Raw genomic sequence first — 15,705 nt, forward strand, 5'->3', positions numbered from 1 at the left:
CAGGCTCTCTTGCGAGGGCAAAAAAAACACAGCGGGAGAGCGGACATGAAAACCGAAGATTTTATTCACGATCTGATCGACTGGATCGATAACAACCTCGAAGAACGCCTGGATATTAAAACCGTGGCCAAACGTGCAGGTTATTCACGCTGGCATTTGCAGCGCATGTTTAAAGAGCATACCGGGCTGCCGATGGGCGAGTATATTCGTGCCCAGAAGATGAAAAAGTCGGCGGATATGCTAGCCAGCAGCGGTGAAACCATCGTCAGTGTTGCAATTTCACTGGGGTTCGACTCACAGCAGTCTTTCACCCGCAGCTTCAAGCGTCAGTTCGGCCAAACGCCGGGGGATTGGCGTCGAGCCGAAAATGGCCAGCCTGCGGCACATGCTTGCCACTGATGCATTTTGGGCGGCAAACTGCCGCCGCATTACTCGGCTGCGCGATGCAACTCTCGGCTTAAGGCCATTAGCTGCGCATTTAGCGGCAACAACTTTTTCTGAATCGCATTGTATTTATCCAGCTGAGCCTGGTTGGCAAACTGCAAGGTGTTACCAGAAATAGTGACAGTTTTACCCTGACTTTTAATGAAATCGGCCTTAACAACAATGTTTTTCAAGACTTCTGGCAGCAGCGTGAATATCTGTTCTGCCGCCGCAGAGGGCTGTGAAACAACTTTGTTATAGGCCTGGTCATAGGTTTTTTTCAGATCTTCAGGCTGTTTCAGCCCCTCTCTCTGCGCGTCGGTCTGAACCTGCAGCAATTTTGTTTCTTCAAGCCACCTTGGACTTTTATCTGCCATTTTCTGCAGCTCGTCTCGTTGCTGAAGTAACGCATTGACTGACGTTAGCGCATTCATACTGCTAAATACCGGTACCAGCGAAGAGTTAAGCTCTGTTTCCATTTTCTGATGAAAATCCCTCATCACCGCGTAGTCTTTGATGTACTTACCGAAGGCCGTTTTCTGGTCCTGCGTCAGTGCAGGAAGATTCGTTCCCTGTGCGGTAATAATCTGCGCCTGTAAAAAGTCGATAAAGGCTTTACGCTGTGCAGGCTCCTTATCTCCGCAGCCTGCAATCGCTGTTACCAGCACCAACAGCAGGCTGGTTATCACTAGCCTCCACGGCTTCTTTCCCTGCTTAACGGGTAGTTTGAACTTAGTTAATGCAAATACGCCCATGACTTACCTTCTCCTCTTCTGCAGTTCCCTCATTATTTACCTTAGCTCAAGGGGGCAATTTATGTCCTTTCATCGACAGAGTGACCCTAGGCGTTGTTTTTTCTAAATGCATTGAGGTTTTCTGCCGAGCGTTTTCAACGTGAAATAGACGCTTTCATCAAGGAGAAATGGCAGGTATTTAACAGCAATAAGAAAGTGGTGTAATGAGACGTTAGGCTGGGAAGATTTCCGGCATCGTGAATGGAAAAGCGATGCCGGAGAAGAGGGCGTTAATGCAGTTCACTCAGCAGCTGTGCGCGAGTCCACGGTGGATGGCCGGTAATATAGGCCGCGAGCTGTTCAATCATGTTCTGAGTGGTGGCCTTATGGCCGGTGCTCAGCAAAATAATGGGCAAGATCAACATAATGGCCAGCTGTGGCAGCGTAAAATGTTTCACCGTCTGATGGCGATGAGCATAGAGGAACAGGCTGCTGGCAGAGAGTCCCAAAATCAAGCCGGTAATCACTTCGCTTGGCGAGTGCGCCTGCAACACCACTCGACTTATTCCAATCATAACGGGCAGGAGATAGCCGATGACTATCATCGTGCGGTGGATGCCGCGGCGATAGCCACCGCTCAGGAGCCACATTAATACCGGCCAGAAGGTGGCTGACATTGTGGTATGCCCGCTAAAACCTGTAAAATCATAGGTTGCGCTGCCAATTCCCCAGCCGAGAAAAAGCAGTTTTGAAACACTGACGATGAAGCCGGTGAGGCCAAAAGTAAATAACCAGGCCCAGGGAGTGAGTCTGCCCGTTACTTTCCATGCCATAAATAAGGCGATAATTATCCCGCTCGGCAGCAATAGCATACTGTCGCCAAAATAAGTCAGGCTATTCCAAGACAATAGGATTCCCCTTAATTAAATCTAACTTTATGTTTAAAAAAGATTTGTAATAAGAGGAAGTGTATCAGTAGGGGGACACTGAGTGAAAGCAAAATGACCTTCACTCAGCATCAGATAAATCATATTTTACCGCAGTTTATTCTCACTCTAAGAGGCGGTTGATTTATAGCCACATTTTTCGCGTGCTTTACAGGGCGTCGGCAATCGCCTGACCTAACTCACGCGTATTTCCCTTACCGCCGAGGTCGCCCGTCAGTGGGGCTTCGTCTGCGCCTCTGCTCAATACTTTTTCAATCGCCTGTAATACTTCTGCGCCTGCCTTTTCATAGCCGAGATGTTCCAACATCATGGCACCACACCATATTTGACCAATCGGATTAGCGATCCCCTTGCCCGCAATATCTGGGGCAGAGCCGTGAACCGGCTCGAAAAGGCTTGGGAACAGTCCCTCGGGATTAATATTGGCTGAGGGAGCAATGCCGATAGTGCCTGTGCAAGCGGGACCCAGGTCCGAAAGAATATCGCCAAACAGGTTGCTGGCGACCACTACGTCGAACCAGTCAGGGTGAAGTACGAAGTTCGCGGTGAGAATATCAATGTGATACTTATCGACATCAACCTCAGGATAATTTTTACCCATCTCTACGACACGCTGATCCCAGTAGGGCATGGTAATCGCAATACCGTTAGATTTTGTCGCCGAGGTAAGATGTTTTTTCGGTCTTTTTTGCGCCAGTTCGAAGGCATATTTCAAAATACGGTCGACGCCTGTTCGCGTCATTACCGTCTCCTGAATAACCACCTCACGCTCTGTATTGGGGAACATTATCCCGCCCACGCTAGAGTATTCACCCTCGGTATTTTCCCGCACGACATGAAATCGATATCACCCGGCTTTCTTCCTGCAAGCGGTGCTTTTACGCCTGGCATCAGGCGTACCGGGCGCAGGTTAACGTACTGATCGAACTCACGTCGGAACTGCAATAATGAGCCCCACAGTGAAATGTGATCTGGCACCACATCGGGCCAACCGACTGCCCCGAAATAGATAGCGTCAAACCCCTTCAGCGTTTCATACCAGTCATCTGGCAGCATTTTTCCGTGCTCGAGATAGTAGTCGGCACTGGCAAAATCGAACCCCTGCCATTCCAGGTTAATACCATGTTTTGCCGCCGCTTTCTCTATCACCTTGATGCCCTCAGGCATCACTTCTTTACCGATGCCGTCACCGGGGATAACGGCGATTTTGTGTGTTCTTTCAGACATGCTGTAGGCCTTCTGCTGTTTTAATTTATTTATTGAGATAGGTTGCTGGAGATGTTTTATCGGACTGATTGAGTGTAAATGCTTCACTGGTGCTCAACAATTTGCTAAATATTTAAGGCATTCTTAACTTAAAGTGAATAATGATGTCCTCTACCGACGATCTGCGGTTTTTCACCCTGTTGGCGCGCCTCGGCAGTCTGACGGCGGTCGCACGTGAAATGGGATTGACCCTGCCTGCGGTCAGTAAACGTTTAACGCTCCTTGAACAACGGCTGGGTGTGCAGCTGGTGCTGCGCACGACACGACGTCTGGCTCTTACGCTAGAGGGAGAGCGTTACGTTGAGGGCGCTCGGCCGATCATCACGCAGATTGCCGAGCTTGAGAGCGCAGTTTCCAACAGCCAGGCGCTGTTAACCGGCCGTTTGAATCTCAATGCCTCGTTTGGGTTTGGCCGCCGTTTCATTGCGCCGCTCATCTCTTCTTTTCATCGGCTTCACCCCAATCTGGATATCGATTTACAGCTCACCAGCCAGCCGCTCAATTTTCTTGATAACAGCGTCGATATCGACCTGCGCGTCGGTGAACCGCCCGACTCACGGCTGGTCGCGATTAAATTAATGAGCAACTCTCGCGTGGTGTGCGCGGCGCCTGCTTATCTGGAGAAGTATGGGGCACCGAATACCGTTACCTGCCTGGCGCACCACAACTGCATCGTTCTGCGACAGTACGAAAGCGATTATTCGCTGTGGCGTTTTACTAAAGACGGCAAGGAGTATGTGCAGAAGGTGAACGGGGATTTGTCCAGCAACGACGGTGAGACAGTCGTACACTACGCCAGGGATGGACAGGGTATTATTTTGCGCTCGCGGTGGGATATAAAGAAAGACCTGGAGCAGGGGGATCTTATTCCATTACTGACCGACTATCAGGCACCGGCTGCCGATATTTATGCCGTTTATACTTACAGGAAACACCTTCCAGCTCGGATTAGCGCGTTTATCCATTATCTGAAGCAGCATTTAAGCTAACCAGATTGTTTATTAGGCGGCAGGTAAAAGCATCGAATCCGACATGCCTGATCACCTGGCATGCCCTGAGCAGGGTGAGGCGATATTGATTAACTCATTGAAAATATCCCGTCTTTAATGAGTTTATGAATGCAAAACAACCGTTTCAATGTTTTTTGCTCTAAAAAGCAACGTTCAGGCGTGTTATCCTGACAATCCGTTAAAAAGCCGTTGACGCCGAGCGGCCATTACGGTTTAATGCGCCGCGTTGCCCGGATAGCTCAGTCGGTAGAGCAGGGGATTGAAAATCCCCGTGTCCTTGGTTCGATTCCGAGTCCGGGCACCATACATCGAAGCACACTGGTTAGAAGTGAGATCTCTGACGGGTGTCTAAACGAAGATGGTGTTCAAAGCAACGGTGACTGCATTTGCAGATGCATCATCCAAGATTGAACATAAAAATCTTCAAGAACGGGTATCAGTGACCGCTGATTCCCTTTTCTCGTTGGCGTAAATAATTGCAATCATTGTCGCATCTGTCAACCACACCTCAAGTTTAGCTACCCCTTCCCAGCATAACGTCTTCAATCTGCTGCGCGTTCAGGACTGTTCCTGCACCAACGATCGCTTCAGAAACTTTATTTGCAATCGCTCGGATGGTATCCAAAGGCACCAGGGTCCGCAGAGTGACGTCAAGCCCCCTAACACCGCCTGCAACCAATGCTTATGCCATCGGTATGGCGTGGCTCAGGTCATCTGCCACAAGTTAAGCAACTGCAATTTTAGCCATGCCGATGGAATATTAGGCCACGCACCAAAATTTCCGATGTATGCTCATGCTCCGTACAGAAGCGCACTCAGGGAGATGACATAATACAAGTAAGCTAACCATATGTTTGAAAGAGATATTTTGTAGCTGTATTGTGATTTCAATTACTTTAAATCAACAAAATACCCGCCCATCAGCGCGGCAGTTTTCTACTCTAGCAAAGATGCTTTTAGATGAGGGACCTTCAGAGTGAGTAATTTTGATAAAGTTGACCTAGCATATGATTTCTTAGTGTCGAGAGAGCGGAACCAAGAGTCATTTACGATTGATGAATTAGCAGCGGCGACTGGATGGAAAGTTCAAACCTGCAAAACATATCCTACTAAGACGTGGAATAAGTTTATATCGAGGGATGGTAAGCATTACACCACTCTCGGAATAAAATATATTAGCAAAGAAGATTTTCGACACATAAATACTCAAAAATATGTTGACTCTATGCCTCAGTCAGAGCGAAGCATAAATTTAAAAAAAGCAAGGGAGTTTGCACTGCTTGCAGTTGCAACTTACAACAACCCTTTTACTGAATTCAAGACATTTGGTTTTATAGTAAATATTATTATTGCATATACTTCGCTTTTTCATGCTGTTTTTGCCAAGAATGGCACGCCGTATAATTATCTTGAAGCTGATGGAACGCCAAAATTGGTGGATGGACAAGAAAAGGCTTGGGAGCTAAAAACGTGTTGCCAAGAATACTGGCCGGGCATTGAATCTGCTGAAAAAGCTAACTTATTCTTCCTCATCGGATTAAGGAATATAATCGAGCATCGAGGTCTTCCTGCAATTGATTTACTGACTTTTGGTGAGTGCCAAGCAGCCATCAATAATTTTGAGAACATTATAATTAAAGAGTTTGGGGAAGATAGTGCCCTGATGATTAATTTGGCGCTTGCTATGCAATTGACCAGAGCAACTCAACAAGCACAAATTGATGCCGTCAAACAGTTTCAAATGCAAAATTTCAATGCAGTAAAAAAGTTCATTGATGATTATAAAAACGAGCTTTCGGATAATATAGTAGAAAGTCAGCAGTATAGGTTAAGAGCGTTATTGGTGCCGTTAGTTGGAAAAAATGCCAAACAATCAGATTTAGCAATTGAGTTCATTAATGTCAGCAATCTCGATCAAGATGAGATAGAAAAGTATGAGTCTGGAATAGCCTTCATAAAGAATGTCGAAAATCAGTTTAAATTAAAGCCTACTAAAGTTGTCGCATTAGTCCAAAGCAAAGAGAAAAGCTTCAATATCACGACTCATACGAAATTCTGGAAACACTATGAGGCCAGACCAATCGAAAATGACAAAAAATTCAAAGGAAAATACTGCGGTTTTGTTGAGGGGTTTGACGGTTATCTGTATTGCCAAGAATGGGTGCGTTTTATTCTAAGTGTCTACAAGGATAAGGATGAACTGAAAAAGGTTATCACTTCCTAGCCCAACGAAAGTGTTCAATCACTCATGGTTAAGAGCTTTTGTAATTAGGCCTTAACCATGATGATTTTACATTTCGTTTACCATCAATAAATATCCTTATAGAAGTTTTCAGAGAAAAAAATTTAACCGCACTATAATATTCAATAGATTAAATGATCGCTGATATTCGTGTCTATCAATGAACATTAGAAATGACATTGGAATTCTATGCAAATGGAAACGTTATAGGAGAACACTTCCACTTTTTCTTTTCGCGTATGCTGCATATTTACACCAGCCCGACATTGCGACCTCTTAATATCATTTCTTTTTTATATGCAGGGGTTCCTTCCTCAACAAGTCTTTTGAGTTCACTCAGGCCCCCATACATTTTTTTTGATACTGTAAAGTAAACATTTCTCTCAGCAAGTATAGGGATTAGATATTCATACTGCTCAGAGTCATCACAATAGCTCATTGCACACATATCCCATTCTGAGTTGATAAATGGGTCAATAACTTCATAGATAAACTGTGAGGTTAGTAACGACACATCTTTGTTTGGAGCAGCAAAGTGTTGAATAGAGTTCCTCATTTTACCAAAGTCATTATATAACTGGATATTATTTATCTTCTTTCCTGTCGCGGCCCAAACCTTTTCAGGTAACTCAGAATAATTAATTGTCTGTCCTTTTTCTAATAAACTTTCAAAATCAAGTAAACCTGTCGTTTTGTTTACGCAATCAGCTGTTGACTTTGGTAGTGATTCAAAAATAAGAAGAGGATGTTCTTGAGCGAGGCTAGCTTTAAGGAATATTTCGCAAGCATGTGCTGCCTGCAATACTCCTGTAAGTATCCCAACTTTAGTTCCACACACTTTTTGAGTTTTCCGTCTTCTCAGCCATCAGCCGGTATTCTTCCGGCGTCAGGTTATTCAGGGATTCATGAGGCCGCTCACTGTTGTATTCATTAAGCCAGCGTTCCGTTATTTCCCGTGCTTCATTCAGTGTTCTGAACAGATAAAAATCCAATATTTCGGTCCGGTACGTTCGGTTAAACCGTTCGATAAATGCGTTTTGCGTCGGTTTACCTGGCTTGATAAATTCCAGCATTACACCATGGTCCTCAGCCCTTTGTGCCAGAGCCAGTGATATTAGTTCCGGCCCGTTATCCATCCGCATTTTCAGCGGATGTCCACGGTTTGCCACTATCCTGTCCAACACCCGCACGACACGCTGAGCCGGGATATTCAGGTCAATTTCGATAGCCAGAGCTTCACGGTTAAAATCATCGACGACATTGAAAGTCCGAAAACGTCGGCCACATGTCAGCGCGTCGTGCATAAAATCGATGGACCACCTCTGATTGAGCGCTTCCGGCGTTGCCAGCGGAGCCGGATTGCGCACCGGCAGGCGTTGTTTACCTTTACGACGAAAATTCAGTTTTAACAGACAGTAAATCCGGTGTACCCGCTTGTGATTCCAGGCGTACCCCTGCCTGCGAAGCACCTGAAAAAGCTTCTTAAATCCGTAGCGAGGATAGCGTTCAGCTGCCTCAGTCAGGCTCTGAATCACCGCTTCATCACGTCGCGTATCCGATTGATAACTAAACATCGTCCTGCTCAGCGATAACGTCCTGCATGCGTGACGTATGCTCATCGAAAACTGCGCGGTCAGATAGCTGACGAGCTCACGCTTTACCGCTGGTTTTAAAGCTTTTTTTCAATAACGTCTTTCAGTGCCCGGCATTCCAGACTCAGATCGGCAAACATCTGCTTCAGACGACGATTCTCATCCTCAAGATCTTTGATCTTTTTAATATCAGCGGCTTCCATCCCGCCATATTTCGCCTTCCAGTTGTAATAACTGGCTTCTGAAATAGCGGCCTCGCGGCAGACATCTTTGACGGTGCGCCCGGCTTCGACAGACTTCAGAACGGCGATGATCTGGTGCTCGGTGAATCGGATCTTACGCATAGCGATCTCCTCAGGTGACATAATCAGTATGTCGTAAGATCTCTAAAAGTGAATGGGCCGGTTTAGCGGGATACTTACAAGCGTATCGAGCGTGCTGAGGAAGTAAGGATTCAACGGCGTTGCCGCACTCTCGCAGGAATAGCCTGAAATGCTGCCGCCAATCAGCGATGTTGCCGGATGGCCAATCGCGTCGGCGTATTTGAAGTGCAGATTGGTTTTACGTTTACCCGGCGCTTTAAGTTCTTCATTACCGCCACCGGCTGGCACTCCATACATGCCGTTTTCGAGCCCGCCCGCTGTCTGGCTGACGAACGCCATTTCGTTCCAGGGATTCGCGCCCGGTTGTGCATACGCCGACACCACGGCTTCCGGAATAAAGTGAGTTACCTTTACCGATGTGCGTACCTTGCAGCCCCACGGCGTGCAGAACAACCAGTAACAGATGCCGCTGACGCGCCAGCTGATGCAGGATGGTGACACCGCGCTCGCAATGATCTGCGCGCTGGTGATCGCCGATTCGGCTGCCGGTTGCAGCGCGGCTAACAGCAGCGCGGTAGTTGCCAGCTTCGCGCGCGTCATGGATGGCCACCTTGCGCCCGGATTTTTTTCTCCAGATCCACATCGGTTGTGCCGTACACTACATAAACGTCATCGAATACTACGGCAGGTATTTTTTGACTCCTAATTCCCAGGCAGTAATAACAGAGTTCCATGCGTTAACTATTTTTCGCTGATGGATAATGGAAAATTCACGGGATTTATTTCTTAAAATATTTTCGCTAGTGCTTAATGAATTTTCATCTATAACTAAAAGATTGGATATTCTGTCGGGTGAATCAAGGTATACGACTTCAAAATCATCTTTGGCACTATTAGGTGGTAAGTCAGTTGTTGTATATAACACGGTTTTTGCAATTGCGCCGTGAGTCAAATTAATAGCTAGAATGAAGTAGGTTAGTTTCATTATTAAACACCCCACTGTCATGTTGAAACTAAACAGTGAAGTGTTTTTAACTATCTCTCATCAGATAAACGATTTTCTCATGATGAGAATAAACTAGGACTTCTCGATGAGGTGGAGCTCGACTTTATATCCCATGCTTTCAATGGCTTGAGCAACAGGTCTAAAGCTGACTTTGCTAAAAAAGGGTAACCCTGCTCGGCTGGTCTTGACATAAGGCGCTCTCATTATACCAAAAATCACTGTTATCTTACTTACATCTAACGCTCCGTTTGCTCTTGGCAGTAGGCCATCGAAGCCTGTCTTTTTATATTTTTTTTGTCTTTTTTTAATTTCTTGGTTTAAATCCTTCCTGAATTTTAAATCATTAAGATATGCTTCAGCTGAAACGACGCCTTGGTTCCATAAATGGCTAATTGGACCCGAAGATTCACCATCTTTAAGATGTATGAATTGACTTTTTGTTGATAAAAAATCACAAGGTTCAATGTTTGCATTACTAACACCAGTAGGATTTATCTTTGCCTGATCCAAGTTAAGGAGATGAGGAAGTTTATCTAGTTCCAAAATTAGTTCTCTCTCATTCTTCTTCTTTGTGCTAGGAAGGAAAGATACTTTGGCTAAGTATTTTAAGTACGAAGATTCAACTCTGGAATGAAACTCTTTATCGACTAAATACCAATTTCCTGAGAACAAGACATATACCCCCTGAGGAAAACCAGTTGGTATATTTGACAAGATGTTATCTGCAGGATGATTCCCATCATTTGATGTTTCTTGTGATGTTTTGATCTCAACTTCAAACACTAAACAGTCATATACTTTTCTTTTGCTTTTCTTACTTTTCTCTCCATTTATAATATCGAATATATACTGATTGTTTTTTATAGCCTCAAAAGTTTGTATTGAGAGGTAATCCCCTTTTAACAACTCCGAAATATAGTCATTTATGTCTACTCCAGGAAAACTATGCTTTATTCCTTTACTGAAGCCTGCCCCATAGTAGCTCACCTCATTTGATAATTCAGGGTTTGTGACTTCTGGTATTACCATATGTAAGTCTGAAGTTCTTCCTGCAACTAGACTTGAAATCTCCTGGAAAATTATCGAGTCAAGGTAATCTTTTTGATCTGAGTCGTGCACAGGTGTAATGTGGTCTATGAAGCTAAATTCATTTTTATATTTATTGCTATAAAAGAGCTCTAATGCTTTAGAGCACTTATTCAAAAAGTCATTGGGTGAAGTTCTCGCTGTTAAAGTGAGTGCATCTTTACCGGCCAGTGCAGAAGCAAAAGATGTGTCGGATGGTATTCCTCCAGCCAGTCTTAATAAATCTCTTTCGATATTCATACCAAAACCAGAAAAGTTGGCTTTTTTGCTAGCCTGTATTCTTTTCTGAAATACAGTTGAATCTAGAGTAGCGGTATCAAGGCTGATTAGTTCAGTTCTGGTTACTGCACTCAAAGTTACTTTAAGACCAAAATTTCTCTCAAATGCAGAATTTTCGAGAGCATGATGACCATAACCAAAAGTTAAAGCCATTGTTCTTGACGCATCTTTTCCATTTGTTGAAGGAACATCTATAAATAAAACCGCAGAACAATGCTGATTAGATAATTCAGACAGATCTCGTTGGGAAAGCTCCCCTAAAAACTTTCCCCAAACAGGAGGAACCGATTCTGACTGATCAATATAAAGTTCACCTCTCGCTGTTTCTTGAGGGAGATAACCATGATCAACGGTCAGAGCATTCTTGATCGGAATGTTTTCTTTCAGAAGTCGTAGGGTTAATGTTTGGCTTTTTAATTTGTCATCATTTTCAATTTCTGATTTTTCCATGAGCTAGTCTCTGCAGATTTGATTTTTTAGCAATCCATCCTAGCTCATAAAACAACCCATAGTTAAGATAAATCTTAATTTCTGATAGCGCTGAATTAAAAATCCGCATTCGACTTAACTGTAACAAATTGAATTTAATAGATTAATCTCCTGCAGAAGTCATTATTCGCTCAATGTATAAAGTCAAATACATAAGATCCGCTGCATCCACCACCGTCATGTACCAACGTGGATGATGGTAGTCATCTTCAGTTGGCCAACTCAGGTGACTATTCACTGTAATCAGCAGGTCAATCGAGCTACACAGCTTGCCTTTGAAGTGCAGCGCGAGGCATGAATGACTGCCAACACGTTGCGGATGGCTAGTGATCTGCACGGGCGGATTTACGCGCGTACGGATTTCATCGCAAAGCCTGTCCAGTAAAGCCAGATCGCTGCTCAGGATTTCAGGTTCACCCTGCGGCATTAAAGTAAAAAGCGTGCGCGCAGCCTGGCGGGAAATCGTCGTGGTGATGCGGGGTACGGGATATTTTAGTTTTAACATACGGTTCCCTGATTATGCAGTTTCAGACTTGAGGCCACGCGCCGCATCAAGCTGGCACGCAACCATCACTGCAGCTTCCAGCTCGCTACAGTTGTGTTGTTTCATCAGCTTGCGGCGTTCGGCTTTCTCCTCTTTCTCGGTCATACCGAGAGCGAGGTAAAGGCTGGGTGGCACGGCCCGAAACAGTGCTTCAGTTTTCTTCGACAGCACCACACCTTCGGTGTAACAACGCGGCAGCTTACTAGCTGAAAGCAGTACCGATTTTTGCTCATCGCTCAGCTTCTTAAAGCGCGCGATTTGCTCCACTTCATCAGGCGGCATCGTCAGGCACAGCCACCATTCGGCCATATTCAGCATCTTCTCGGCGATATCCGGGTAATCCGCCAGATGCTGCGTCGCCATCCACAGCCAGGCACCGAGCTTACGCCACATCTTGACCACTTTTGTCATGTACGGAGACAGCAGCGGATTGGTGGTGGTGATGTGCGCTTCATCGATGGCAAAGACGATTTCGCGGTCGAGATACTGATCGCGCTCGGCAATGTTGTTGATGGTGTTCACCAGTGAAACCATCGCCAGCGCCATCTGCGCACCATAGTCCTCACGCGCTAGCGTACCTAAATCGATAAGCGTGACATCGGCTTCTGGCCATGGCGTGCCGGGACGGTTGAACAGCTCGCCTTCAAAGCCGCTGGTAAACATCGACATCGCACCGGCCATTTCATCGGCACGCGCGCGACGGCGTTCGGTCAGCAAAGGCTGGCCGCTGCTGTCCACGCTGTTATCGCGTGCGATAGCAAACAGCGCGGTTTGCAGATCTTCAGCAATCATCTGGCGCGACTCGTCGTAGCTAGTCTGCGCCGCCATCATAATGGCTTCACGGATCAGGCCACGGTCAGAGCGCGTTAACCGTTCCTCTTCGCGCTTTTCGCCGCCGGTGATCATCATGCGCGCGGCGATTTCCATCTCGCCGAGGATGTCGCGCTGTTCATCACCATCATCTTCATCGGCATCCGGGATGTCGGCTTCGTTAAGTTGCAACTGCTCCGGTTTGAGGTCGAGCAACTGATGCGCATCGGCGAACAGCGCCAGACTGACGCCGCAGCCGGGACGAATACTGATTTTATTCACCGTCAGGCCAAGGCTTTCGCAATAGTCAGCGTATAGGCCAAAGGAGTTACCGGCTTCGGCAATAAACAGACGTGGGCGATGAATGGCCATCAACTGGGAAAGCGTCGCACATAGCGTGGCCGACTTACCCGCGCCGGTTGGCCCGAGCAGCAGCATATGCGCGTTCTGCGTGCGGTCCTGCTTATTCATCGGGTCGAAGGTCAGCGGTTCACCGCCGCGATTGAAGAAGCTGAAGCCGGGATGACCGCTGCCGGTCGCGCGGCCAGTCACCGGTAGTAATCCCGCCAGATGCTGCACCCACGTCAGGCGCGTATACCAGTGGCGGCGATCTTTCTGCGGGTTAAAGCACATCGGTAGTGCGCGCAGCCAGGTATTTAGTGGGGAAACGTTGAACTCAGGCCGCACAGGTTGCAGGCCGGCAGTCAGAAGCGTGGCTGACATGTTTTGCTGGCGTCGATTAAGGTCAGCCAAATCATTGCCGCGTAGTAAGAAAGTCAGAGCGCCGCGATAAAGCTTATAGCGGCGGCCAAGATACTCTTTCACTTCGCGCACATCCTCGCGCACACGCCCGGATTCTGTCTTCTCACCTACGGCGTTTTTGGCCAGCTTGATGAAGTCGTTTTCCAGCACGTCCTGTGGCTGGGACACGATGGTCAGTGAAACCACTGTGCCTTCGGACAACAAATCCATCAGCTGACCTGCTCCCCGTTGATTAACACACCGCGATGTTAGTAATGTCTTCATAAGCCACATGAGGACATCCCCATGAAGAAGCGTTTTTCCGACGAACAGATCATCAGTATTCTCCGCGAGGCCGAAGCCGGAGTTTCTGCCCGTAAGCACGCCATTTCCGACGCCACCTTTTACACCTGGTGTAAAAAGTATGGCGGTATGGAGGTGCCTGAGGTTAAGCGCCTGAAGTCGCTTGAAGAGGAGAACGCCCGCCTTAAGAAGCTGCTCGCCGAGGCCATGCTGGATAAGGAGGCGCTTCAGGTGGCTCTGGGGCGAAAGTACTGACGACAGACCAGAAGCGCGAAGCCGTGGTGTTGATATGTGATGCGACCGGTCTGTCGCAACGACGTGCCTGCAGACTTACAGGTTTGCCCCTGTCGACCTGCCGCTATGACGCTCAGCGTCCGGCGGCTGATGCCAATTTATCAGGGCGCATTACTGAACTGGCACTGGAGCGCAGGCGTTTTGGCTACCGCCGCATATGGCAGTTACTGCGCCGTGAAGGGCTTCTGGTTAATCACAAGCGCGTGTACCGCCTTTATCATCTGAACGGGCTGGGCGTTAAACGCAGACGTCGTCGTAAAGGGCTTGTAACAGAACGTCTGCCGCTGCTCCGCCCGGCGGCCCCCAATCTGACCTGGTCGATGGATTTCGTCATGGATGCGCTGGCTACCGGTCGCAGGATCAAGTGCCTTACCTGCGTCGATGACTTCACAAAGGAATGCCTGACGGTCACTGTTGCCTTCGGGATTTCAGGCGTGCAGGTCACGCGTATTCTGGACAGCATTGCGCTGTTTCGCGGCTATCCGGCTACGATAAGAACCGATCAGGGCCCGGAGTTTACCTGCCGCGCGCTCGATCAGTGGGCCTTTGAGCATGGAGTGGAGCTGCAACTTATCCAGCCCGGCAAGCCGACACAGAACGGATTTATTGAGAGTTTTAACGGACGCTTTCGCGATGAATGCCTGAATGAACACTGGTTCAGCGACGTCAATCATGCCAGGAAAACCATCAGCGAATGGCGTCAGGATTATAACGAATGTCGCCCGCACTCCACGCTGAATTATCAGACGCCGTCTGAATTTGCAGCGAGCTGGAGAAAGGGTAATTCTGAGAGTGAAGGTTCCGACATTACTAACTGACGGTTGTATCTAATCCCGGGGGCAGGTCCGTCATCTTCACAGTCATTACTCGTAAAACGTTAGATTTAAGCCTCGCCACCTTCACGACTTATCCTGTTACTAAGCTTATCCAGATTTTAAACGCTATCCATATGGCAGCTTTTTTGAGTTAAAAGTGTTTTGATCCGATATTTCACCAAACCTATTCCCGCTTAGGATGATAGTTTTCTGGACTGGAAAACTGTGAAGATTGACAGGGTGGGCATTGGTAAAGGTAAGTTGTATACGAGCCGTTTTGCCCTCTCAGATGCGCTGGAGCGGGTCAAAAAGAAGACATTACTAATCGGGGTGTACTAATTAACGGAGGGCAGGCCAGATTAGCAGGCTTAAGGCAATTATATTTTTAACATGTATATGCAGGAACTGACGATTTCCCCGTTATCGGAAGTAACATTGACGGGCACACTCTCATATTGACTACCTTCAAATTCGTCAAGTACTTGCCAGTGACGTTGTAAATTCTCTGACGTAAAAAGGAATCCTTGTACGCTATTGCCTGAGTTATCCAAAATAATACCGGGATAACCCATTTCGGCTCCCCAACCCTCATTGATAAGAGAGCCTGCGACATGCCCTTCGCGCCATGTACCACCTATCTTTTCGAGAATATGAGCGTTAGGACGGCCTGGTCCCAGCGTTCCGTAAACAAACAGACTTTCCATACATTCTCCTGGTTAAAACAATAATTAGGATATCTCATTATCTACTTTTTCATCCAGAGCAGAGGCAAGGAAAATTCATCAGCGTCTGCTAATGGTC

12 protein-coding genes, 1 tRNA gene and 4 pseudogenes are annotated in these 15,705 nt (G+C 46.9%); 5 read left to right on the plus strand and 12 right to left on the minus strand.

What is annotated here, in order from left to right:
* The first annotated feature begins 45 nt into the window (after positions 1 to 45).
* Positions 46 to 399, plus strand: coding sequence for a helix-turn-helix domain-containing protein (locus O1V65_RS21605; protein WP_017491515.1), 354 nt, complete (start codon positions 46 to 48; stop codon positions 397 to 399).
* 29 nt (positions 400 to 428) lie between these two features.
* Here O1V65_RS21605 and O1V65_RS21610 read toward each other — a convergent pair whose 3' ends face one another.
* The 3 genes and pseudogenes from O1V65_RS21610 to O1V65_RS21620 form a co-directional block, all read right to left on the minus strand.
* Positions 429 to 1,178 (minus strand): DUF3053 domain-containing protein, encoded by a 750-nt coding sequence (locus O1V65_RS21610; RefSeq protein ID WP_017491516.1) that lies wholly within the window; start codon positions 1,176 to 1,178, stop codon positions 429 to 431.
* A gap of 269 nt (positions 1,179 to 1,447) precedes the next feature.
* On the minus strand, positions 1,448 to 2,065 hold the full coding sequence (locus O1V65_RS21615; protein ID WP_017491517.1) for a phosphatase PAP2 family protein: 618 nt from the start codon (positions 2,063 to 2,065) through the stop codon (positions 1,448 to 1,450).
* Between the two features lie 187 nt (positions 2,066 to 2,252).
* Positions 2,253 to 3,331 (minus strand): annotated as a pseudogene (locus O1V65_RS21620) (tartrate dehydrogenase).
* A gap of 143 nt (positions 3,332 to 3,474) precedes the next feature.
* Between O1V65_RS21620 and O1V65_RS21625 the strand changes: the two are divergent.
* Both O1V65_RS21625 and O1V65_RS21630 read left to right on the plus strand, forming a co-directional pair.
* The gene (locus O1V65_RS21625; RefSeq protein WP_192504420.1) at positions 3,475 to 4,359 is read left to right on the plus strand and encodes a LysR family transcriptional regulator; all 885 of its coding nucleotides are present in this window, start codon (positions 3,475 to 3,477) and stop codon (positions 4,357 to 4,359) included.
* Positions 4,360 to 4,608: 249 nt separating this feature from the next.
* Positions 4,609 to 4,684 (plus strand) — tRNA-Phe (locus tag O1V65_RS21630).
* Between the two features lie 231 nt (positions 4,685 to 4,915).
* On the opposite strand, the pseudogene O1V65_RS21635 reads toward O1V65_RS21630, so the two are convergent.
* Positions 4,916 to 5,083, minus strand: a pseudogene (locus O1V65_RS21635) (bifunctional 4-hydroxy-2-oxoglutarate aldolase/2-dehydro-3-deoxy-phosphogluconate aldolase); the annotation flags it as partial.
* A gap of 273 nt (positions 5,084 to 5,356) precedes the next feature.
* On the opposite strand from O1V65_RS21635, the gene O1V65_RS21640 reads away from it, so the two are divergent.
* Positions 5,357 to 6,604, plus strand: a complete 1,248-nt coding sequence (locus O1V65_RS21640; RefSeq protein WP_269130013.1) for a DUF3644 domain-containing protein — start codon at positions 5,357 to 5,359, stop codon at positions 6,602 to 6,604.
* 268 nt (positions 6,605 to 6,872) lie between these two features.
* Here O1V65_RS21640 and O1V65_RS21645 read toward each other — a convergent pair whose 3' ends face one another.
* The 7 genes and pseudogenes from O1V65_RS21645 to O1V65_RS21680 form a co-directional block, all read right to left on the minus strand.
* The gene (locus tag O1V65_RS21645) at positions 6,873 to 7,460 is read right to left on the minus strand and encodes a hypothetical protein (protein ID WP_269130014.1); all 588 of its coding nucleotides are present in this window, start codon (positions 7,458 to 7,460) and stop codon (positions 6,873 to 6,875) included.
* Positions 7,447 to 8,558, minus strand: a protein-coding gene (locus O1V65_RS21650) for an IS3 family transposase (RefSeq protein ID WP_269130015.1) whose coding sequence is annotated in 2 segments (ribosomal slippage) — positions 7,447 to 8,297 and positions 8,297 to 8,558 — 1,113 coding nt in all. Because the reading frame shifts where the segments join, the coding sequence is not laid out codon by codon here. The genes O1V65_RS21645 and O1V65_RS21650 overlap by 14 nt, the downstream gene beginning before the upstream one ends.
* 78 nt (positions 8,559 to 8,636) lie before the next feature.
* Positions 8,637 to 9,137 (minus strand): annotated as a pseudogene (locus tag O1V65_RS21655) (TraU family protein); the annotation flags it as partial.
* Positions 9,138 to 9,216: 79 nt separating this feature from the next.
* Complete coding sequence (locus O1V65_RS21665) at positions 9,217 to 9,522, minus strand: DUF1525 domain-containing protein (RefSeq protein WP_269130017.1); 306 nt, start codon at positions 9,520 to 9,522, stop codon at positions 9,217 to 9,219.
* Positions 9,523 to 9,615: 93 nt separating this feature from the next.
* Complete coding sequence (locus tag O1V65_RS21670) at positions 9,616 to 11,358, minus strand: DUF6119 family protein (protein WP_269130018.1); 1,743 nt, start codon at positions 11,356 to 11,358, stop codon at positions 9,616 to 9,618.
* A 142-nt stretch (positions 11,359 to 11,500) separates the two neighbouring features.
* Positions 11,501 to 11,902: a hypothetical protein gene (locus O1V65_RS21675; protein WP_269130019.1), complete on the minus strand. Its 402-nt coding sequence runs from the start codon at positions 11,900 to 11,902 to the stop codon at positions 11,501 to 11,503.
* A 12-nt stretch (positions 11,903 to 11,914) separates the two neighbouring features.
* Positions 11,915 to 13,726 (minus strand): annotated as a pseudogene (locus O1V65_RS21680) (conjugative transfer ATPase); the annotation flags it as partial.
* A 72-nt stretch (positions 13,727 to 13,798) separates the two neighbouring features.
* Between O1V65_RS21680 and O1V65_RS21685 the strand changes: the two are divergent.
* Positions 13,799 to 14,907, plus strand: a protein-coding gene (locus O1V65_RS21685; protein ID WP_269130021.1) for an IS3 family transposase whose coding sequence is annotated in 2 segments (ribosomal slippage) — positions 13,799 to 14,045 and positions 14,045 to 14,907 — 1,110 coding nt in all. Because the reading frame shifts where the segments join, the coding sequence is not laid out codon by codon here.
* 374 nt (positions 14,908 to 15,281) lie between these two features.
* Here O1V65_RS21685 and O1V65_RS21690 read toward each other — a convergent pair.
* Entirely contained in the window at positions 15,282 to 15,608 is a 327-nt protein-coding gene (locus O1V65_RS21690) for a gamma-glutamylcyclotransferase family protein (RefSeq protein WP_269130022.1), read from the minus strand.
* Positions 15,609 to 15,705 lie beyond the last annotated feature (97 nt).

Source organism: Rouxiella badensis, assembly GCF_026967515.2.
In the GTDB taxonomy this organism is placed as follows: domain Bacteria; phylum Pseudomonadota; class Gammaproteobacteria; order Enterobacterales; family Enterobacteriaceae; genus Rouxiella; species Rouxiella badensis.